This is a genomic window from Kitasatospora sp. CM 4170 (genome assembly GCF_032110285.1).
Taxonomy (GTDB): Bacteria; Actinomycetota; Actinomycetes; order Streptomycetales; family Streptomycetaceae; genus Kitasatospora; species Kitasatospora aburaviensis.
The window spans coordinates 1,045,579-1,065,776 of sequence record NZ_CP134877.1 but is presented as its reverse complement, the minus strand read 5'-3'; the positions used below and the strand labels follow the sequence as shown (position 1 = coordinate 1,065,776).

Annotated in this window: 18 protein-coding genes; 10 read left to right on the top strand and 8 right to left on the bottom strand. The window is 73.9% G+C overall.

From position 1 onward, the window contains the following. Nucleotides 1-37 precede the first annotated feature (37 nt). The gene (locus RMN57_RS04570; protein WP_313762066.1) at nt 38-631 is read right to left on the bottom strand and encodes a hypothetical protein; all 594 of its coding nucleotides are present in this window, start codon (nt 629-631) and stop codon (nt 38-40) included. Then, nucleotides 628-2,703, bottom strand: a complete 2,076-nt coding sequence (locus tag RMN57_RS04565) for a hypothetical protein (protein WP_313762065.1) — start codon at nt 2,701-2,703, stop codon at nt 628-630. The genes RMN57_RS04570 and RMN57_RS04565 overlap by 4 nt, the downstream gene beginning before the upstream one ends. Nucleotides 2,704-2,877: 174 nt before the next feature. Between RMN57_RS04565 and RMN57_RS04560 the strand changes: the two genes are divergently transcribed. From RMN57_RS04560 to RMN57_RS04550, 3 genes are all read left to right on the top strand, one after another. Continuing rightward, a complete protein-coding gene (locus RMN57_RS04560; RefSeq protein WP_313762064.1) occupies nt 2,878-3,378 on the top strand; it encodes a hypothetical protein in 501 nt (166 codons plus the stop codon). 231 nt (nt 3,379-3,609) lie between these two features. Beyond that, the gene (locus tag RMN57_RS04555) at nt 3,610-4,176 is read left to right on the top strand and encodes a DJ-1/PfpI family protein (protein ID WP_313762063.1); all 567 of its coding nucleotides are present in this window, start codon (nt 3,610-3,612) and stop codon (nt 4,174-4,176) included. Nucleotides 4,177-4,443: 267 nt separating this feature from the next. After that, nucleotides 4,444-5,820: a serine hydrolase domain-containing protein gene (locus RMN57_RS04550; RefSeq protein ID WP_313762062.1), complete on the top strand. Its 1,377-nt coding sequence runs from the start codon at nt 4,444-4,446 to the stop codon at nt 5,818-5,820. An 89-nt stretch (nt 5,821-5,909) separates the two neighbouring features. On the opposite strand, the gene RMN57_RS04545 is transcribed toward RMN57_RS04550, so the two are convergent. After that, entirely contained in the window at nt 5,910-7,289 is a 1,380-nt protein-coding gene (locus RMN57_RS04545) for an erythromycin esterase family protein (protein ID WP_313762061.1), read from the bottom strand. A gap of 285 nt (nt 7,290-7,574) precedes the next feature. Between RMN57_RS04545 and RMN57_RS04540 the strand changes: the two genes are divergently transcribed. Further along, nucleotides 7,575-8,216, top strand: a complete 642-nt coding sequence (locus RMN57_RS04540; protein WP_313762060.1) for a DedA family protein — start codon at nt 7,575-7,577, stop codon at nt 8,214-8,216. Nucleotides 8,217-8,249: 33 nt separating this feature from the next. Here RMN57_RS04540 and RMN57_RS04535 read toward each other — a convergent pair whose 3' ends face one another. Both RMN57_RS04535 and RMN57_RS04530 read right to left on the bottom strand, forming a co-directional pair. Next, nucleotides 8,250-8,918, bottom strand: coding sequence for a hypothetical protein (locus RMN57_RS04535; protein ID WP_313762059.1), 669 nt, complete (start codon nt 8,916-8,918; stop codon nt 8,250-8,252). A gap of 158 nt (nt 8,919-9,076) precedes the next feature. Next, nucleotides 9,077-12,601: a hypothetical protein gene (locus tag RMN57_RS04530; protein WP_313762058.1), complete on the bottom strand. Its 3,525-nt coding sequence runs from the start codon at nt 12,599-12,601 to the stop codon at nt 9,077-9,079. 363 nt (nt 12,602-12,964) lie between these two features. On the opposite strand from RMN57_RS04530, the gene RMN57_RS04525 reads away from it, so the two are divergent. Then, nucleotides 12,965-15,172 (top strand): trypsin-like serine protease, encoded by a 2,208-nt coding sequence (locus RMN57_RS04525; RefSeq protein WP_313762057.1) that lies wholly within the window; start codon nt 12,965-12,967, stop codon nt 15,170-15,172. 265 nt (nt 15,173-15,437) lie between these two features. Then, on the top strand, nt 15,438-15,980 hold the full coding sequence (locus RMN57_RS04520) for a gamma carbonic anhydrase family protein (protein WP_313762056.1): 543 nt from the start codon (nt 15,438-15,440) through the stop codon (nt 15,978-15,980). 41 nt (nt 15,981-16,021) lie between these two features. On the opposite strand, the gene RMN57_RS04515 is transcribed toward RMN57_RS04520, so the two are convergent. After that, the gene (locus RMN57_RS04515) at nt 16,022-17,263 is read right to left on the bottom strand and encodes an MFS transporter (protein ID WP_313762055.1); all 1,242 of its coding nucleotides are present in this window, start codon (nt 17,261-17,263) and stop codon (nt 16,022-16,024) included. 187 nt (nt 17,264-17,450) lie between these two features. On the opposite strand from RMN57_RS04515, the gene RMN57_RS04510 reads away from it, so the two are divergent. From RMN57_RS04510 to RMN57_RS04495, 4 genes are all read left to right on the top strand, one after another. Next, nucleotides 17,451-17,687, top strand: coding sequence for a DUF2277 domain-containing protein (locus RMN57_RS04510; protein WP_238859129.1), 237 nt, complete (start codon nt 17,451-17,453; stop codon nt 17,685-17,687). A 62-nt stretch (nt 17,688-17,749) separates the two neighbouring features. Then, nucleotides 17,750-17,986 carry a DUF6296 family protein gene (locus RMN57_RS04505; protein WP_238859131.1) on the top strand — a complete coding sequence of 79 codons (237 nt, stop codon included), beginning with the start codon at nt 17,750-17,752 and terminating at the stop codon, nt 17,984-17,986. Nucleotides 17,987-18,085: 99 nt separating this feature from the next. Further along, on the top strand, nt 18,086-18,370 hold the full coding sequence (locus tag RMN57_RS04500) for a DUF427 domain-containing protein (protein ID WP_313762054.1): 285 nt from the start codon (nt 18,086-18,088) through the stop codon (nt 18,368-18,370). 36 nt (nt 18,371-18,406) lie between these two features. After that, the gene (locus tag RMN57_RS04495; protein WP_313762053.1) at nt 18,407-19,300 is read left to right on the top strand and encodes a hypothetical protein; all 894 of its coding nucleotides are present in this window, start codon (nt 18,407-18,409) and stop codon (nt 19,298-19,300) included. Nucleotides 19,301-19,462: 162 nt separating this feature from the next. Here RMN57_RS04495 and RMN57_RS04490 read toward each other — a convergent pair whose 3' ends face one another. Together RMN57_RS04490 and RMN57_RS04485 are read right to left on the bottom strand one after the other, a co-directional pair. Then, nucleotides 19,463-19,819 carry a hypothetical protein gene (locus RMN57_RS04490; RefSeq protein ID WP_313762052.1) on the bottom strand — a complete coding sequence of 119 codons (357 nt, stop codon included), beginning with the start codon at nt 19,817-19,819 and terminating at the stop codon, nt 19,463-19,465. Nucleotides 19,820-19,927: 108 nt separating this feature from the next. Next, nucleotides 19,928-20,089 (bottom strand): hypothetical protein, encoded by a 162-nt coding sequence (locus RMN57_RS04485; protein WP_313762051.1) that lies wholly within the window; start codon nt 20,087-20,089, stop codon nt 19,928-19,930. Between the last annotated feature and the right edge of the window lie 109 nt (nt 20,090-20,198).

The window sequence follows — 20,198 nt, the reverse complement described above, 5'->3', positions numbered from 1 at the left end:
GGTGCTGGGGTGCCGAGGTGTCGAAGTGCCGAGGTGCTCAGGTGCGGATGAAGAACAGCTCCAGGCGGACCGTGCCGGGGCGGCCCTGACCGTCCAGGTACGGGCGGATCAGTCGGCGGTCGTCCGCCGGGAAGAACCCGGGCGCGACCGCGTGCACCAGCGGCGCGGCGGCGTCCGCCAGGCCCTGGCTGCGGCCGAGGTCGGCCGTGCAGTGCGCGCAGCCGGCGGCCGTGCCCCAGACGAACACCAGCGCGGCGCTGCGCCCGGTGTACGGCCCGATCTCGGCCTTCAACCGGTTCGCGAAGGCGGTGCGGGCGGCGGGATCGCCCCCGAGCAGCCCGTCGACGTCCACCTCGACCACCACCGACGTGCTGTTCGGGTCCAGCCCGGGCGGCGGGGCCGGGGCGGTGGCGGTGGGCTTGGGTGCCGGACTGGTCGGCGACGAGGACGACGATGCGGACGACGAGGCCGGGGCCGACGGGGAGCCCGCCGCGGAGGGCGAGGACGACGGCGCCGCGACGGGGAGCGGAGTGCTCTGGCCGCCCAGCACCACCAGCACCATGACCACCATCAGGTCGGCGAAGAGCCAACCGGCACCGGCCAGCAGCCACGTGCCGCCGCGCCCGGTCATCCGGCACCCTCGCCGTCACGCCGGTCAGGGCCACCGGGGTCGGCGGGTCCCGTGGGGGCGGCGTCCCGGGGCGCCGAGTCGCGCGGCACCGCGTCGTAGGGCACCGCGTCGTAGGGCACCGCGTCGTGCGGCACCGCGGCGGGCGGCACCGCGTTGCGCGGTGTGGGGGCCCGGTCCGCCGGAGGCGCCTCCGCACGACGGTCGGTGACGGCCGCCGCGCCGTAGGCGCCCACCCGCGGGTCCGGGACCGTCGCCGGTGCCGCCGGTGCCGCGGGTGCCGCCGGTGCCGTCGCCGGCGTACCGGTACGCCCCCCGTGCGCTGCCGCGACCCGGTGCGCTCCCGTCACGGCCCGCCCCGACGGATCGGCCGCCGGGGGACGGTCCGCGTACCCCCGCCAGGACTCCCCGAGCCGTTCCAGCTGCGCCCCGGTCTGCGTGAGCGCCTTCTGCAACCCGTCCGCCGACTCCACCAACTCGTCCCGGTGCACGGCCAGTTCGTCTCGACCCGTCCGCAGCTCCGTCTCCTGCCGGGCCAGCGTGTCCCCCAGCCGGGCCAGCCGCTCACCCAGCGACTCGCCCTGTCCGCCGAGCGCCTCCACCCGGCCGGCGAGCCCGGCCACCACCGCAAGCGCGGCTTCCACCGCCGCGAGCAGCTCGGCCTGTGCCGCGGCGGCGTCCAGCCGGCCCGCGGCGCGGCGCTCGCCGTCCTCCCGGACCAGCTCGCCCAGGGCGGCGACCCGGTCGCCGATCACCGCCGCGGCCTCCTCCACCTCGCCGCGCAGCGAGGCGGCCAGTGCCGCCACGGCCAACTCGTACGCCGTGCCGATCCGTTCGGCTCCCTCCTCGGCGGCCTCGCCGAGGGCGTGGGGCAGCCCGGAGACCGCGCCGTCCAGACCGGCCACGACGCCGACGAGGTCCCGGGCGCCGGCGGTCAGGGTGTCGGTCGCGGTGGTGAGCAGTTGCTCGGCCGCCCGGCTGCGCTGCTCCAGGGCCTCGGCGTGCAGGACGGCCTGCCGCGCCTGGGTGTCGACGGCGCCGGCGAGCACCTGGTCGAAGCGCCCGGCCGCGGACTCGGCCGCCGCCGCGATCCGGTCCGCGGTGCTCGCGGCGCTGCGCTCCATCCCGGCGGCCAGCTCGGCCACCGCGCCGGCGACGCGGTCGCCGAACAGCTCGCTGCCGCGCGTCAGTCCGGCCGCGGAGGCCGCCGCCCGGTCCGAGGCCTCGGAGACCCGTTCGGTGCCCTGCCGCAGCGCCGTGGTCGCCTCCTCGATGGAGCGCACCGCCGCCACCGCCGTGCGGGCGGCCTCGGTGGCCTGCTTCAGGACCTTGCGGGACTGGTCGCCGGCGCCCGTGGAGAGGTCGATCAGCTCGCGCAGCCCCTCGGCCGCCGACTGCAGCTCGGTGGCGAAGCGGCGGGGCTCGGTGTGCGCGGCGGCCACCGCCATCGCCTCGGTCTGCGCCAGCGCGAAGGCCAGCCGGCGCACCAGCTCCCTTCCTTGGGACTCCTCCTGATGCGCCAGCACCTGGCGCACGATCCCGGCGGTCACCAGGCCGATCAGCAACAGCACGGTGTAGCCGACCAGCCAGTCGAACCTGGCCGGTCCGGCGAGATGCCCGCCGAAGCCCTGTTGCCACAGTTCCAGGAACGAGGCGCTGTCCGGTCCGGCCGTGATCCGGCCGGCGGCGCGGTCGTCCAGGTAGTCCTGGTAGGCGGAGACCGCGAGCCCGAGGCCGCCCCAGGTCAGCAGCAGCGGGAGGAGCACCATCGCCGAGGAGGCGAGGTGCAGGGCGGTGGCCGCCCTGCCGCGCCGCCCACCGCGCGGCCCCAGCGCCGTCGCGCTCCCGTACGCGGCGACCAGGCTGCCGCCGGCCCACGGCGCGAGGCCCTTCCCGGTCCGGACCGCCGTCGCCAGATCGCGCAGGACCTCGCCGAACGCCTCCACCCGCGGTTCGGCGGCCAGCGATTCGAGTTCCTGTGCCAGCCCGGCCGGGTCCGAGGCCTTCGGTGCCGGCCTCGCCCGCGATTTCCCCCCACCCGGACCGTTCGCTCCCGCACCATGTGGCAGGGCCATGTCCCCCAGCTCCTCCGTCCACCCCGTACGGATCATGGGCGCGCCAAACTGCCAAGATCCTCAAGTGAGTTGATGATCAGTCGGCGACGCCGTGACGACCATCGTAGGGCTATCGCGTAATACGGCGGTCCGCTTTTCCTTCCATTTATGTAATCGACATCACTTCCCGCGGAAATGGCATGCCCATTACTTCTCCCCGAGGACCTCGACCACGACATCGCGCTGATCGTCGACGGCGACCTGGTCGTGCACGGCTTCCTCGACGACTACGTCTCCGGCATCGGCCTGCTGGTCGTCCTCGGCGATCTGGTGGTGCGCGACCTCGTCTCCCGGGGCTCCGTGTACGTCGCGGGCGACCTGCGGGCCGAGGGCATCGTGTACGGCCACTACAACGACTTCACCTTCGAGGTCGGGGGAGCCGTCCACGGCCGGGCGCTGGTGCTCGCCGACAAGTCCGCCTCCTACACCGTGGGCGAGCTGGAGGTCGAGATCGACTCGTACGACCCGACCCGGGAACAGCTGCGCGCCGCACGGGAGATCCTGGTGCCCCAGGCGTACGAGGGCGGGGCCGAGCGGGCCCGCAGGGGCAAGCGGCCGAAGCTCGACCGGCCGAGCTACCGACCGGTCTGCGGCCGCCTGCACGCGGGCGAGCCGCTCTTCCGAGCCCCGGACTGACGGGGGCGGCGAGGCCCCCGCGCACCACCGGGAGCACGGGGGCGCGGGCGGGCCTGTAACGGCGCGTGTGGCGCGGCACCGGCGTGCGGGGGCGCTTACGGGCTGCGGCGCGACCGGTGCGCCCTGTTGCGGGGCGGCGCGCGGTACGGGAGGTTGGTCGCGGCTCGCGCCGGTCGCCACCTCGGCGGGCGCGCAGCATGCCTGACGACCGATCATGTGGAGGTATGCGCGATGACGTCGAAGATCCTGCTGGTCACCGGTGACGCCGCGGAGTCGCTGGAGGTGTTCTACCCTTACCAGCGACTCCGCGAGGAGGGCTACCAGGTCGACATCGCGGCGCCGGCCAGGAAGCGGCTGCAGTTCGTCGTCCACGACTTCGTCGACGGCTTCGACACCTACACCGAGAAGCCCGGCTACACCTGGCCCGCCGACGTCGCCTTCGCGGACGTGGACCCGGCCGACTACGTCGCGCTGGTCATCCCCGGCGGCCGGGCTCCCGAGTACCTGCGCAACAACCCCGACGTGCAGCGGATCGTCCGGCACTTCTTCGAGGGCGACAAGCCGGTCGCGCAGATCTGCCACGGCCCGCTGGTCTCCGCAGCGGCCGGGGTGCTGTCCGGGCGGCGCAGTGCCGCCTACCCGGCGCTGGAGCCGGACGTGATCGCCGCAGGCGCGCAGTACGTCGACGGCGAGGCCGTCGTGGACGGTGTGGTCGTGTCGGCCCGGGCCTGGCCCGACCACCCGGCGTGGATCCGCGCGTTCGTGGAGGTGCTGCGGGTGAAGGCGCCGCTGTCCTGACCGCCCACTCCGCGCGCGGCCGTCCCCGCGCGCGGCCCCTCCGCCCCCTGGTGCCTCCGCCCGGGGGCGGAGGCGCTTCCCCGGGGATCCTCGGGGTCGGCTACGACCTGAGGGGTAGCGACCCGCGCGGCGGGATCGGACCAGGGGTGGACACGGTCCGGACCTGCGGCTGACGACCGCTGCGCACTCGCCTGTCAGAGTGTCAGCTGTCGGTATCCGGGCGGCTGTTGAGTACATCCGCCCGTTCGATCGCGGGAGGGCGGCGGCATGGCGGAAGCGGTGTACGGACGGCCGGAGCAGGCCGGGGAGGCGGCACGGCAGGGGAGCGCGGCACGGGCGGAGCGGCGGCGGGGAGCAGCCGTCCGCGCGGTGGCCGTGGTCCTCGCCGGCGCGGGGCTGGTGGGCGCGCTGGCCCCGGTCGCCGCGGCGACCGGGGCGCGGGGTGCCCGGCCGGCGGTGACCGTGGACGGCGGAGCGGTGACGGTCGACGGGGCGCCGGTGGCGGAGGCCGCCGGGCGGGCCGACCGGGCGGCCCTGGACGCCGCCGTCCGCGCCATGGTGAGCCCGGGCGGCTCCACCGCCGCCCTCGGCCTGGTCGTCGAGCGCGGCCGCCCGGCCTGGAAGGGCGCGGCCGGTACGGCGGACCTCGCCACCGGTGCCCCGGCCTCCCCCGACGGGCGGTTCCGGATCGGCAGCGTGACCAAGACCTTCGTGGCGACGGTCGTGCTGCAGCTCGTCGCCGAGCACCGGGTCGGCCTGGACGACCCGGTGGAGCGCCACCTTCCCGGCGTGGTGCCGAACGGCGGGCAGATCACCGTCCGCCAGCTGCTCGGTCACACCAGCGGCATCTTCAACTACACCGAGGACGCCTCCTTCGCGTTCGAGGAGAGCGCCGGCACGCTGCAGCAGTGGCTCGCCACCGGCCGCTGGCGCTCCTACCAGCCCCGGGAGCTGGTCGCGTTGGCGGCGACCCACCCGGCGTACTTCGATCCGGGGAAGGGCTGGCACTACTCCAACACCAACTACATCATCGCGGGGATGCTGATCGAGCGGCTCACCGGCCGCAGTTGGGCCCAGGAGGTGGAGCGGCGGATCATCCGGCCGCTCGGCCTCTCCGGCACCTCCATGCCGATCGACTCGCCCTTCGTCCCGGGCCCGCACGCCCACGGCTACTACAAGCTGGCCGACGGCCCGGCCGACACGACGCTGCTCAACCCGAGCATGGCCGGTTCGGCCGGCGCCGGTGTCTCCACCACGGCCGACCTCACCCGGTTCATCTCCGCACTGCTCGGCGGACGCCTGCTCGGCCCGGCCGAACTGGCCGAGATGAAGCGGGTCAGCCCCGAGAGCGGCCAGGCCTACGGCCTGGGCCTGCAGCGGACGCCGACCGCGTGCGGCGAGTTCTGGGGCCACGGCGGCGGCATCCCGGGCTACACCACCCTGCTGTACGGCGCGTCCGACGGGAAGCGGCAGTTCGCCGCCTCGGTGAACGCCTACGACCTGTCCGACCCGGCGGCCACCAACACCGCGTTCGAGAACCTGGTCGACACCGGCGTCTGCGGCGGCCGCCCGCCGGCCGCTGCCCCGGCGGCCCCGTCGGTCGCCGCCGAGGGCATCCGCGCGGGTACCGGCCCGCTCGCCTGACCGGGGGCTGCGCCGGCCGGGGGCCGGCGCAGCCGAGGCCGGACCCGGCTGCGCCGCACCCGGGGTGCGATCGCGGCCGCCACCCGCGATCAGGACATGCGCGCCCGGGTGACCTGGTTCAGGTGGATGAGGACGTCGTAGGCCCGGCCGATCGCGAGCCGCGGCATCGGGTCGCTGCGGTAGACCGAGCCCGCGTCGTAGGTGGGGCGGCTGACGTCCAGCCAGTCGCGGGCCGCCCGGGGAACGGTGCGCAGGTCGACGTAGTAGTCCCGGTGGCGGACCTGGTCGAGGGTGTACTCGTTCATGTCCGGGGTCGCCGCCGGGACGGTGACGGACTTCCAGCCGTCGGTCAGGACCGCGTCGTTGGTGAGGAAGGAGCCGCTGTCGAAGGTGAAGCCGATGGCCACGTAGGCGCGGCCGTAGGTGTCGCGCAGCCGGGAGCCCTGCGGCTTGGGGTACAGGAAGGTGTCGGTGGCCAGGTAGCCGGTGTGCCCGTTGTGCGCCGACAACAGCACCTTGCCGCCGGTGCGGCGCTGCCACCACGCGGTGTTGTCCGCCATCGCCCGGTCGCGCAGCTGCTCCGCGGCGGAGACGGAGGCCGGGTCGGTGACGTCCAGGGTGGCGAAGGCGAAGGTCTCGGCGATGTTCCGGGCGTGCTGCACCGCCCATGCGTGGGCCTCGTCGCCGGAGGCACCGGCACCGCTGGCGGTGACCAGATCGAGCGCCTGCTGCGCCTTGGCGGCGTCGTCCCGGCGCTCGGCGAGCGGCTTCCGCAGGTAGGCGAAGACGTCGTCGAACGGCCGCAGGCCCGCGTAGAGCCCGTCGAGCTGCGGGAGGACGTCGGGGCGGGCCGCACGGACGTGGGAGGTGACCCGTTCGAAGATCCGGTCGCCGAGCCTCGGGAGACCGAGGTCGTCGCCCACGAAGTGGACCGGGTTCTGCGGGTGACTCCGGTTGTGGGTCCGCATCCAGGCGATCAGGTCGACGAACTCCTCGCGGTCCCACGGGCTGCCGCCCAGGGCGTCCTTGACGAGCTGCCGCGCGTCGCCCGGACCGCCCTGCACGTACTCGTCGATCTGCAGGCCGCTGCTCCAGCTCGTCTCCAGGGCGAAGGCGGTGAAGCCCTTCTCCTCGACGAGGTAGCGGAACAGCCGGTGCTTCATCGCGAAGAACTCGTGCGAGCCGTGGGTGGCCTCGCCGAGACCGACCACCTCGGCGTCGCCGATCATCGAGCCCAGGGCGCGCAGGTCGGCGGTGCGCCCGCCGGGTTCCGTCGTCCGCAGCGGCTGGGCGACGCTCTCCAACGCGCGGACCACGGCCCGGCGCTGCGCCGCCGCCGGGTCCGCGGCCGCGGTGGTGGGGCCGGGGCCCGTCGGCGCGGCGACCGCCACCCCCGGGACCACCACGGCCGCGGCGGCCACCGCCGCGGTCAGCAGCCCGCGCCGCCCGATCCGATTGCTTCCTGCCATCGTTGCGCTCACCTCGACTCGACGGAACGCCGACGATCTCGGCGTTCGCTGAGTTGATCTTCGCGGGGGCCGGACCCGCGGCGCGCTGGGGAGGACCGCCCTCTTCCCCCGGGGGGTAACCCCCCGGTCGGATCCGGTGGCCGGCCCGTGGCGTCGCCGTGCCGCCCCCGTTCCCGTCCCCGTTCTCATGCCGTCCCCGTCCGCGTGCCCGCCCGACGGGGCCGGCACCGGGACAATCGTTATATTGGGGCGGAAAGGGGCAGGATCGCCGACGAGGTGTGGCCAATGCACTCGATCACCGACTGGCTGCGCGGCCTGTCCGGCCCGGTCGTGTACGCGGTCGTCGGCGGCATGGTCTTCGCCGAGGACGCCCTGTTCTTCAGCTTCTTCATCCCCGGCGAGACCGCCGCCGTCCTCGGCGGCTTCCTCGCCCACCAGGGCCGTGCGTCCATCGGCTGGATGGTCGTGGTCGTGGTCTGCGCGGCCGTCCTCGGCGACTCCGCCGGCTACGAGATCGGCCGGCACCTCGGTCCGGCGATCATTCGCACCCGCCCGCTGCGGCGCCATGCCGAACGGGTCGGCACCGCGCAGGACCTGATCCGCCGGCGCGGACCGGCCGCGGTCTTCGTCGGCCGTTTCATCGCCTTCTTCCGCCCGCTGGTGCCCTCGCTGGCCGGGATGTCCCGCATGCCGTACCGCCGGTTCCTCTTCTACAACGTCCTCGGCGGGGTCGCCTGGGGCGTGGGCTTCACCCTCCTCGGCTATTTCGCCGGAGCCGCGTACAGCAGGGTGGAGGGCACGGTCGGCCGGGTTGCCGCCATCGCGATCGCCGCGGTCGTCGCCGTCACCCTGCTGGTCTGGTACCTGCGGCGGCGCCGCTCCCGGGGGCGTGAGCCGTCCGACGACGGCGGCGGACGGGATCCATGAATCGGTCGGCCCTGACCGGCCCGGTGCCCGGAATCACCGTTGCCCGTCGGCGGACCCGGCGGACCCGGCGGGCCAGGCAGAGCCGCCGTCAATGCCCGGGCCGTCGGTGGCCACGTGTACGGGGAGGGGCTGCTCCTCGACGACGACGCGGCGTCCGGTGGCACGAAGCCCGGCACTCGGGAACGGCTCCAGCACCTCCCGTCCCTCGGGCATCACGTAGTGCTGCCACCGGCGGAGCAGCGGATCGGGCTCGTCGGCGTCGTAGAAGGAACCGTGGACGACGCCCTCGACGCCGACCAGCGCTTCCTCACGTGCCGTCGCCCCGTCGAGGATGACGACGACCTCGCCGTTGGCGAACGGTGACGGTGCCGCCGCCTCCTCCTCTCCCACCTGGGCACCGCGGACAGCCGGGTTCAGGAACTCTCCACCATTCCCGCGCCTCTTCCAGTCGGGCCAGCAGCCGTCCTCGTCCGGCCGCAGACCGAGGCTGCGGAGACACTCGGCGGTCGAGGACGAGGGCGACATCTCCACGTCGATGAGAAGCAGCTCCGGCGTCCGCGGAAACGGGCCACGCGAGATCACCTTCACCCGGCCGAGCGGGGCGAGGGCGGATGCGATCGCCCGGGTCAGGTCGGCGCCCTCCTCGTTCGTTGCCTCGGCCCAGAGGGTCATCCAGACGAGACGGTGGGGGGCCAGGGCCATGGGACGGTGCCTCCATACCGACACGGTCGGTCGAGTTGATCTGTCGGGTGCGTCGGTCCGTGCGACCCGCCCGTCGATCCTATGCGAAGACCGCACGGCCCGGCCCGGTCCGAAGCGGACGTCGGGGACCGGGCCGTGCGGGGCGGCGGATCGGTGCGTCAGTGCGTCACATATCCGTCGGGCGAGATGTTGGCGTGCTCGAAATCCTTGCCCTGGTTACCGTTCTTGCAGAAGATCGAGAACTTGGTTCCCTTCTTCACCTGGACGTCCCATTCGTCCTTGCCGTCGGTCGCCTTCTTCCAGAGGTTCCCGTACGCGTCCCGGAACCCGCCGCCGCGCTCGGGCTTGCCCTGCCAGCCCTTCGGCGGGACGAACGGCACGGGACCTTCCAGGTCGGTCGGCAGCCCGTGCTTGACCGCCATCGGGCGGGTTTTCGCGGTGAACCCCTTCTTGGCCTCGCGGGCCAGTGAGTTGAGTGTCGCCACGCCATCGCCGAGTTTGTCCACCGACACGTGCTTCAGGCTCTGGAGTGCCCACCGCATCCACTCCGGGTCGACGATTCTCTTGGCGATGAACTCGTTCTTGGCCAGGAGCTTGGCGAGCTTGGCGGGCTTGGCGGCCGCGTCGCCCACATAGGGGACCATGGCGGCGACCGACAGCCCGGCCCCCATCCAGTCCCCGCGGAAGAGACTGACCACGCCCGACGCGCCGTCGCTGATCGGAGTCGGGTCGAAGATCCCCACGATGTCGATCGCGAGGGTCGCGGCGTCGGCGGCCGACAGGCCTCCTTCGAGGCTCAGGTCCTCCGCCGGGTGCTCCGGCTCGAAGTCGCCCCCCGTGCCCGTGTCCCCACCGGTGCCCGGGTCGGTCGGGGCCGTGGCGTTGTCGCGGGCCACCTGCTTGGCGTGCTCGATGGCCTGCGCCATGGCCTGACCGGCCAGGGACAGCGCCTCCGTCGCGCTCTTGCCCGCCGCGATCGCCGAGTCGTACGCCCTGGCGGACGATGCGTAGGCGTCGCGGGCCGATGCCGCCGCCGAGGTGGCCGAGTTCGCGGCGCGGTGGGCGGCCTGCGTGGCCCGGCCCGCCGAGCTGCTCGCCGAGGCCGCCGCATTCTTGGCGGTGGTGGCGGACTGCGCGGCCTGACGGGCGGAGGTGTCCGCCGCCTTCGCCGCGTCCGCGGCCTGGGCGGCGGCGGCCTGGGCGGCGGCGGCCGAGTCCTTCGCCTGCTGGGCGTGGCCCGCAGCCTCGGCGGCGGCGCCGCGGGCTGTCGCCGCGACCACGGAGGCCTCGGCCGCGCTCTGCGTGGCCACGGCCGCCGCGGCGTTGCCCTCGGCGACCAGGCGCCGGACGCTCGCGACGTGGACGGCGTCGTCGTAGTCGCGCTTCGCGGCCCGGTACTGGACGACGGTGACGAACTCGTGAAGCAGCGGAGCCGGTGACTCCAGGGCGACCTGCGCAGCCGCCCGGGCGTGCGGCCCGCCGGTCGCCGTCAGCCGCAGTGCCGCGACCCTGTCGTCCTCCTCCTGCGCCCTGTACTGGCCACTCGCCAGGAAGGCACGGAGAGACTCGGTCGTGCCGGCCGAGAGGGCGGCCGAGCCGGCCTCCTTGATGGCCGTTCCACCGGTACTCATCAGGGTCAGCACCCGGACCCGGTACTCCTCCTTGAGCACCTCGTGCTGACCGGTCTCCAGGAAGGCGGCCTGCTCGTCCGCGCTCTTGTCCAATACGGCGAGAGCAGCAGTCTTGAGCGCGGGTACACCGGTGGCTACCAGGTCGGTGACCTTGGTGTAGTCGTCCTGGGCCACGGCGGTCTGCCGTCCGGCGGCGAGCCACTGCCGGACGTCGGCCTCGGTACCGGCCAGAGCGGTCCCGGCAGCACGGGAGGTCCACGGCGATCCGGTCCTCATCAGGTGCACGGCCGCTGTGCGGGCGTCGGCCAAGGCGGTCTCCGGTGCCGTGTCGGGCGCCACCGCCTCAGCGAGCAACCGCTTCGTCTCCTCGTCCTGCCGGAGTGACTCCGCACGCTCGTCCGCCTGGAGGGCCGACTGTTCCGCGTACTGCTGCTTCAGCTCCCCGGCGGCCTGGATCGACAGGTCGCGGTCGGTCTCGACCGCCACCTGCTCCGCCTGGCGGGCGGTCGCCTCGACCTGCCCGGCCTGGCCGGCCGCGGTGGTGGCCCGCTGGGCGGCGTCACCGGCGGCGGTGGCGTGCGCGGAGGCGAGGTCGGCCCAGTTCGCCGCCTGGCCCGCGTGGGTGGCCGCGTCGTCGGCCGCGTCCGCCGCCGACTTCGCGTGGCCGGCCGCCGCGTTCGCCGCCGTGCGTGCCTCCTGCGCGGCGGCCAGCGACTTGTCCGCCATCGTCTTGGCCGTGCTCGCCGCGCTGGACGCGGTGGCCGACAGCCGCCGGGCCTTGGCGGCCGCCGCGTTCGCCCGGCGGGACTCGGCCTGCGCGACCGCACTGTTGCCGCCCGCCTCGGCCGCGTGGTCGGCGGCCTGCGCCGCGTTGAGCCCGGCGCTGATCGCCCAGGCCACCGAGACGAGTGCGTCGCCGAGGGCGGTGACGGCCTTGCCGACCGCCTCGGCCGCCGCGGTGGCGTTGACCGCCGCGTCACGGGCGGTCCTCGCCGCGTCGCGGGCCTCGTCCGCCTTCCCCCTGTCGTGCGCGGCCGCGGAGGCGGACTGGTAGGCCTGGGCCGCTGCCCGGCCTGCGGCGGCTGCCGCGCTGGCAGCCGCGGAGGCGGCCGAGCCAGCGATCCGCGCCGCGTTGCTGGCTGCGTTCGCCGCGGTGATCGCGGTCTGTGCGGCCTTCGCCGCACTCTCGGCGGCATCGGCGGCGCGGCGGGCCGCCGCGGTCGCCTGCTCCGCCGAGCCCTGGGCGGCAGCGGTCTCCGCAGCCGCCTTCTGGGCCGCCTCCTTGGCGAGCCGTGCGGCATCCACGGCCCGGCCCGAGGCCTCCTTCGCGGCAGCGGTCTCCTTGACCGCCTCCGCGCTGGCCTGTTTCGCCGTCTCGACGAGCTGGCCGACCGTCATCGTCTCCAGGTCCTGGGCCCGGGCGGCGTGTTGCCCGTCCCGCAGGAACTCCCGTACCGCTTCCGGACCTGCGCTCAGTGCGGCGCTGCCGGCCTGCTTCAGCTGAGGACCGCCGTTGTGCATCAACCGCAGCGTCGCGACCCGGTCGTCCTCGGCCTGCGCCCTGGGCAGCTCCACGGACAGGAACGCGGAGATCGCGGTCGCGGAACCGTCGTTGAGCGCCCGCTGGGCCGCCTCCTTTACGGCGACACCACCGGTGTTCATCGCACGGAGCGTACTGACCTTGTTGTCGTCCGCCAGCGGCCGGTTCCAGCCTGACTCCAGGAAAACGTGGACGTCCTGCGCCGTGCCGGCCAGGGCCCGCTGCGCCGACTCGCGCACGCCGGGCCCGCTGACGTTCACCAGCCGTAGGACGGCCAGCCGCTCGTCCTCCTCGGTGGCGATCCGCCGCCCGGTCTCCAGGAAGGCGGCGATGTCCGCGTCCGGTCCGGTGAGGGCCATCTCGGCTGCGGCCTTCACCGCCGCTCCGCCGGTGCGCCAGGCTTCGACTGCCTGCGCCCGCGGACCGGGTGCCGGAGACGCCGGGACCTCTTCCGCGAACGCGGTGCCGCCGAGCGTGCCGGCTGCGAGCGCGAGCACCGTGCCACCTGTCACGATCCGGTGTTTCAGCCGCTTGCGGGAGAACACCTTCCGGTGCCCCCGCGGTATCAACTGCCCCATGTCCCCTCGAAATCAATAGCTGGAGGAAGGCCCGGCCGCCTCGCGCTCCGCAGAGGGCAACGGCGTCGGTCCGGGCCGAAATGATTCCACACTCCGTCAATCACTCTGGTGTGAGGGCTTTCTGCTGCTCAGTCATCGCATGGCATATCTTCGTCCGATTTGCCGGGATCACACGTCCCCGTGCCGTCAGAGGCCTGCCTGATGGTGATATCAATGACCGCGTCGCTCGGCCGGTCCACGCCCGGCCGGGCGACCGAAGCCGAATACCGGAAAGACATTTGGGGGTGAGGAGCCCGGATGAGGGCCCCTTCTCGTATCCTGGCCGTTGCCACGACGGCCGGTCTCGCACTGCTGGCCGGAGCCTCCGCCTCGCCGCCGGCCGGTGCGACGGCGACCACTGCCGCGCCGATCGCGGTCGAGGACAACGCTTACCCGGACGCGGCGCGCATCCGCGAAGAGACCGGTGTCAAGCTGACGTCTGGCAACGGCAACATCCAGCTGACGCCCTGCAAGGCGAACGTGCCGCAGCTGCGCGTCACGGCCCGCGACCGGGACGACATCTGCTTCACGATGACCGGCACCACGGGGCAGCTCGACCTCGAGATCCCCCGGGCCCACGGCATTCTGAGCGACGGCGTCCGCGACGTCACGGCGTCCATGTCCGTCGCCGACGGCAGCTCGGCCACGTTCAAGGTCCACAAGAGCCTCTGGACCGCAGTCGGCGAGACCGCCGACCCCCAGGGCCGCTTCCACACCCTGGTGGGCCTCACTGCCACCGGGCCCGCCTCGTCCAACTCCGCGCTGTCGGACCGCCCGTACACGGCCAGGCTCGACATCGGCGGACGCGGCTGCACCGGTGTCCTGGTGGACGCGCTCTGGGTGCTCACGTCCGGCGGCTGCTTCGCCGACGACTACGCGCAGCCGGCTGCGGTCCCGGCGGGGGCTCCCACCAAGAAGACCACCGCCACCATCGGCCGGGCCGATCTGAACGGGACCGGCGGCCACACCGCCGCCGTCGTCGAACTGGTCCCGCGCGCGGACCGCGACCTGGTGATGGCCCGTCTCGACACGCCAGCCATCGCCGTCACCCCGCTCGCGGTCAGCGCGACCGCGCCGAGCCAGGGCGGTGAACTGTCCGTCACCGGCTACGGGCGGACCAGGACGGAGTGGGCGCCCATCGCGCCGCACACCGCGTCCTTCGGCGTCGGCACCGTCGAGGCGACCGGCTTCGACCTCGCGCCCAAGGCTCCGGCCGATGCCACCGTGTGCAAGGGCGACGCCGGTGCGCCCATCGTGCGCACCGAGAACGGCAAGCCCGTTCTCGCCGGTCTGATCAGCCGTTCCTGGCAGGCCGGATGCCTCGGCAGCCCCGGCGCCGAGACCCGAACCGACGCGTACGGCACCCGGGTCGACGACCTCGGCCAGTGGATCCGGGAGACGGTCCTGCGTTCGGTCGCCGTGCGCGATGCCAACGGCGACGCTCGTTCGGACGCGTTGATGGCGTACTTCCATGCGGACGGTTCGATCGCGTTCATGACGTCGCTGACCGACACGGCTGGTGCCTTTGGCGAGTTCACGGCCGGGTACCAGGTTCCGGCGGGCAGCTGGGACCGGAATGCGATCCGGTTCGTCAGTGGTGACTTCAACGGTGACCACCGGGCGGATCTCGGGATGATGTACCGCTTCGCGGACAGTTCGATCGGGATGTTCACCGGGCTGGCGGATGCGAGTGGTCGCATCCAGGCGTTCAAGAGCAGCTACACGGTTCCGGCCAACAGCTGGGACTGGAATGCCATCCAGCTGTATGCGGGTGACGCGAACGGTGATGGCCGTTCGGATGCGTTGATGGCGTACTTCCATGCGGACGGTTCGATCGCGTTCATGACGTCGCTGACCGACACGGCTGGTGCCTTTGGCGAGTTCACGGCCGGGTACCAGGTTCCGGCGGGCAGCTGGGACCGGAATGCGATCCGGTTCGTCAGTGGTGACTTCAACGGTGACCACCGGGCGGATCTCGGGATGATGTACCGCTTCGCGGACAGTTCGATCGGGATGTTCACCGGGCTGGCGGATGCGAGTGGTCGCATCCAGGCGTTCAAGAGCAGCTACACGGTTCCGGCCAACAGCTGGGACTGGAATGCCATCCAGCTGTATGCGGGTGACGCGAACGGTGATGGCCGTTCGGATGCGTTGATGGCGTACTTCCATGCGGACGGTTCGATCGCGTTCATGACGTCGCTGACCGACACGGCTGGTGCCTTTGGCGAGTTCACGGCCGGGTACCAGGTTCCGGCGGGCAGCTGGGACCGGAATGCGATCCGGTTCGTCAGTGGTGACTTCAACGGTGACCACCGGGCGGATCTCGGGATGATGTACCGCTTCGCGGACAGTTCGATCGGGATGTTCACCGGGCTGGCGGATGCGAGTGGTCGCATCCAGGCGTTCAAGAGCAGCTACACGGTTCCGGCCAACAGCTGGGACTGGAACGCCATCGAACTCCCGTAGGGTGATCGTGCGGAGGTCGGGGCGGGCGGCCGAGCAGGCCGCCCGCCCCGTGGCTTCCAGGTGAGTTCCCCGACGGCTGGCGTCGCTACGACACGGGAATGGCCCGGTTCCTCCTCGTCGCCCTGTCGGGAGAGGACGCCGCCTTGGACGACCTCGGACTCGCGATCCGGCGGCCCGCAGGGGCATCATGCAGCCCGGGTCGGAATCCCCGTACGAAGGTGCCCCCCGCCTTCGGGCGGGGGAGCAGTCAACAGGAGGAGCAGAGATGGCAGAGCCGCTGATCGCCGCAGTCGGGGGCCGGGTGCCCTCGGTGGACCCGACGGCCTTCGTCGCGCCCAACGCCGTGGTCGTGGGGGACGTGACGGTGGCCGCCGGGGCGAGCGTCTGGTACGGCGCGGTGATCCGCGGCGACGCGGAGTCGATCACGGTCGGCGCGGGCAGCAACATCCAGGACAACTGCACCCTCCACGCCGACCCCGGGTTCCCGCTGGTGGTCGGGGAGCGGATCTCGGTGGGGCACAACGCCGTGCTGCACGGCTGCGTGATCGAGGACGACGTGCTGGTCGGGATGAACTCCACGGTGCTGAACGGCGCCCGGATCGGAGCGGGCTCGCTGGTCGCGGCGGGCGCCGTCGTGCCGCAGGGCATGCAGGTGCCGGCGGGTTCGCTGGTGGCGGGTGTGCCGGCCAAGGTCCGCCGTGAGCTGACCGAGGAGGAGCGGGCCTCGATCAAGTTCAACGGCGAGGGCTACCGCCTGCTGGCGGACGGCCACCGGGAGATCGTGCCGCTGGAGCGTCCGGCCGGGTAGCCGGAGCGGTCGCACGGCAGGGCCCCGGCGGTCCGGCCCGCTCAGGCGGGCGCACCTGCCGGGGCCGGCTCGGTCCGGCCCACCGCCGGGGCGTCCGGCTCGGCCGCGCCCTCGTCGACGCCCCCGTCCGCCCCGTCCGGGCGCCGGTGGTCGGCCGCCCAGGCGGCCAGCGCGATGGCGGCGCCCGAGGCGGCCAGCCCCGAGCCGACCAGCGTGGGCGAGGTCCAGCCCAGCCCGGCGTCCAGTGCGAGACCGCCGAAGTAGGCGCCCTGGGCGTTGGCCAGGTTGAACGCGCCCTGCACCGTCGCGGAGGCCAGCGTCGGGGCGCTGCGCGCCTGCCGCATGACCAGGGTCTGCACGGCGGGCACGATCGCGAAGCCGCACAGGCCGACCAGCACCACCGTCAGTGCCGCCGACCACCGGGCGTGGGCGGTCACCGCGAGCAGCGCCAGCGAGCCGGCGGAGAGCACGAAGGCGGCGCAGACGGTCGGGCGCAGCGCGCGGTCGGCGGCGAAGCCGCCGAGCAGGTTGCCGATCGTCATCCCCACCCCGAACAGCGCCAGCACCAGGGTGACCGATCCGGTCGCGTAGCCGGAGACCTCGGTGAGCAGCGGGGTGATGTAGCTGTAGCAGGCGAAGAAGCCGCCGCACCCGAACACGACGGTCGCCAGCGCCAGCCAGAGCTGTCCGCTGCGGAACGCGCCCAGCTCGTGCCGGAGCCCGGCCCGGGCGGGCGCGGGCAGTTCGGGCACCAGGCGGACGATGGCGGCGGTGCCGGCCGCGGCGATCGCGACCACCACCAGCATGGTGGCCCGCCAGCCCAGGTGCTGGCCGAGCAGGGTGGCAGCGGGCACGCCGACGATGTTGGCCACGGTCAGGCCGGAGAACATCACGGCGACCGCCCGGGCGCGCAGGCGCGGGGCGACCAGTTCGGCGGCGGCGACCGCTCCCGCACCGAAGAAGGCCCCGTGCGGGAGTCCGGTGACCACCCGGGCGGCCGCCAGCGACCAGAACTCCGGCGCCAGCGCGCAGAGCAGGTTGCCGGTCGCGAACAGGGCGGCCAGGGCGACCAGGACCGCCTTGCGCGGCCGCCCGGCGGCCAGGGCGGTGAGCAGCGGCGCGCCGATCACCACGCCGACGGCGTAGGCGGAGATCAGCCACCCGGCCTGCGGGATCGAGACGCCGAGGTCGTCGGCGACCTGGGGGAGCAGCCCCATGGCGGCGAATTCGGTGGTTCCGATGGCGAACGCGGTGACGGCAAGGGCGACCAGCGCGAGTGGCAAGGCGGGACTCCGGGGTGACGCCCGCGCGAGGGCAGGGCGGAGCGGGGGAACAGGGGCAGGCGGGGGCGGAACCGATTGGTTCACGCGGAATCCTAATCCGGCCGGATGGCGGCCCGGCGTGGTGGCCGTGACGCGCGGGTGACGGCGGGAGGTCGCCAGCCATGGCCTCGCGCGCGAAACTGGGGGCATGTGCCGCAGTATCAAGACGCTCCGACCGCCGGTGACGCCCGACGCCACCGACGAGGACTTCCATGCCGCCGCCCTGCAGTACGTGCGGAAGGTGTCCGGCTTCCGGGCCCCGGCGGCGCACAACCGGGAGGCCTTCGACCGTGCCGTGGAGGCCGTCACGGAGGCCACGGCCACGCTGCTGGCCGAGCTGGAGGTGCGCGGCCAGTCCGCCCGCGCCGCCAGGGTCGGCGCCTGACCGGACGCCCGTGCGACGACCGGCCGGACCCGGCCGCGACCACCAGCAGGAGGAGATCGGCGATGAACCCCGCGGACCGTTACGCACTCACCTTCCCGGGCACCCCCGGCACACAGGCTCCGCAGGACGTCGTGGTGGTCACCCGTACGAGTGCGACCGGTCCCGGCGGGCACCCGGTCTACGAGGACGCCAGCGGGATCGTCCGGGCCGAGATCAGTGATGCGGGCGAGGTCCGGATGCTGGCCAGCGGCGGCCACCAGTCCCCGCACTTCCCCGTCCACGCCGAGCCGTTGCCGTAGGCCGCAGCTCTCGGGGGCCCGCTGAGGTAGGCCTACGCTGCCGGGCACGGCCGCGGCGATTCCGGCCCGGGCGGCCGCGCCCTCGGGCAGAATCGGCGCATGACCACAGCGAGCTGGCAGGGCACGGTCATCGCCGAGAGCGATGACACCACCGTCGTCGAGGGCAACCACTACTTCCCGGCCGAGTCCGTGCGCGCCGAGTACCTGCGGCCGTCCGACACCACCACCGTCTGTGGCTGGAAGGGCACCGCGGAGTACTACACCGTCCATGTCGACGGCGCGGCCAACCCCGATGCGGCCTGGTACTACGCCGACCCGAAGCCCGAGGCGGAGCACGTCCGGGGCCGGATCGCCTTCTGGCGCGGGGTGGAGATCACGGACTAGGGCGTACCGCCATGCTCTGCCGGGTACCGGCAGAGCATGGCCATCTTCAGGAGACCGGGGCGGTCCGGTGAGCCGGAGCCGACCCCCGACCTCATCGCCGGTGAGATCGCCGAACTGGTCGAGGAGCTCGAACGCACGCCCGCAGAGGAGGCCGGGGCCGGCCCGGGCGCGCCGACCGCCGAGGAGCGGGCCGCGCGCGGTCGGCGCCTGGGCGCGGCCCTGGTCGACTCCGTCGCCCGGGCGCTCTCCCGGGGAGCCAGGGGCGGCCGGGCGGCCGCCCGGGGCGCCGCGTTCGGCGGGAAGACCATGGCGGACCAGCTGATCCACGCGGCGCCGCGGATCCCCGTCCGGAACCTCGCGACGCTGCGGGCCCAGCACCCGAAGGCGCTCGACGCCGACCAGCTGGCCGACCTGCTGGTCACCGGGGCGTCCCGGGCCTCCAGCGCGCTCGGTGCCGGGGTCGGCGCGGCCGCGATGCTGCCCGTGCCGCCCGCGATGCCGGTGGAGATCGTCGCGGAGACCCTGGCCGTGGCGGCCGTCGAGATCAAGCTGATCGCCGAGCTGCACGAGGTCTACGGCTTCCCGGCGCAGGGGAGCACCGTCCAGCGGGCCGGTGCCTACGTCGGAGCGTGGGCCAACCGGCGGGGGATCGATGCGACCTCGCTGGTGAAGCCGGCCGGGTTCGCCGCGATGGCGCTCGGGGGCGAGGTGCGCCAGCAGGTCCGCAAGCGGCTCACCCGCAGCACCCTGCGCCGCCTTCCCACCCTGATCCCGATGCTGGTCGGCGCGGGTATCGGGGCCACCATCAACCGGCGCGACACCCGCAAACTGGCCCGCGCCATCCGGCGCGACCTGCGCTCCCGCCGGCCGTTCGACGGCGGCTACTGGGCCGCCGCGGCCCCGCCCGTGCGGGGCGGGAAGGGCCCCTGAGCGGCGGGCCCGCCGCGACCGCCGATACACCTGCCACCGCCTGCGGGCGGCGTCGGCCCGTTCCCGGGCACGGCAGGGCCCCGGGGCCAGCTCCGGCCGCGGCGGCGGCCCGCACCCGGCCCGCGCCGAGGTCCGGACGGGCGGGCCGCCTGGGCAGCGGGGTCACATGCCGGGCGCCGACGGGGCGCCCGCCCCCCTCCCCGCCTTCACGGCGTTCACCATCGCCTGGTGGATCGCCCTGGCGGTGATCTCGTCCCCCGCCGGCACCGGGCTGCCCGCCACGGTGTACCAGTCCAGGGCCCCGGTGTACTGCACGGTCAGCCGGGCCTCGGCGTCCACCCAGGTGGTGTGGACGGTGAGATCGCCGGAGATCGGCCCGACCTCGGCGGTGGTGACCCCGCCGGGTCCGCTGATGATCGACTGGGTGGTCCAGGTGGCCCACGATGCCCGTGGGTCCGCGGGCGGCTCGGTCGGCCGGCCGCCGTGTGCCGCTGCTGCGCCCTGCTGCTGCTCGCTCATGCGCCCATCCTCCCCCGCGGGGCCGCCGCCGACGCGGCAACGACACCCGCGGTCGCGGAGGCCGCCCGTTGCCGGGCGGCCTCGTGGCAAATCGTCCGTCGCGGACGGTCAGCTACGGCTCTCGGGCTCGTCCAGAGGTTCGCCCTCCGCCTGTGAGGTGTCCTGCGCGTGCAGGTTCTGCATCGAGGTGATGCCCTCCTCGGGGTCGGCGGCGCGGACGTCCTCCTCGCGGTCGACGCTCACCTCGGACCGTGCGCTCATGTCGGTCATCGCGGGCTCCGTCTCCTCGGCCGGCCGGGGGCACGTGCCGGCGTCGCCACGGTGTGCGCGCGACGGCACCGCACGGGCCGCCGGACCGGGTCCACTGTCTCGCCCTTCC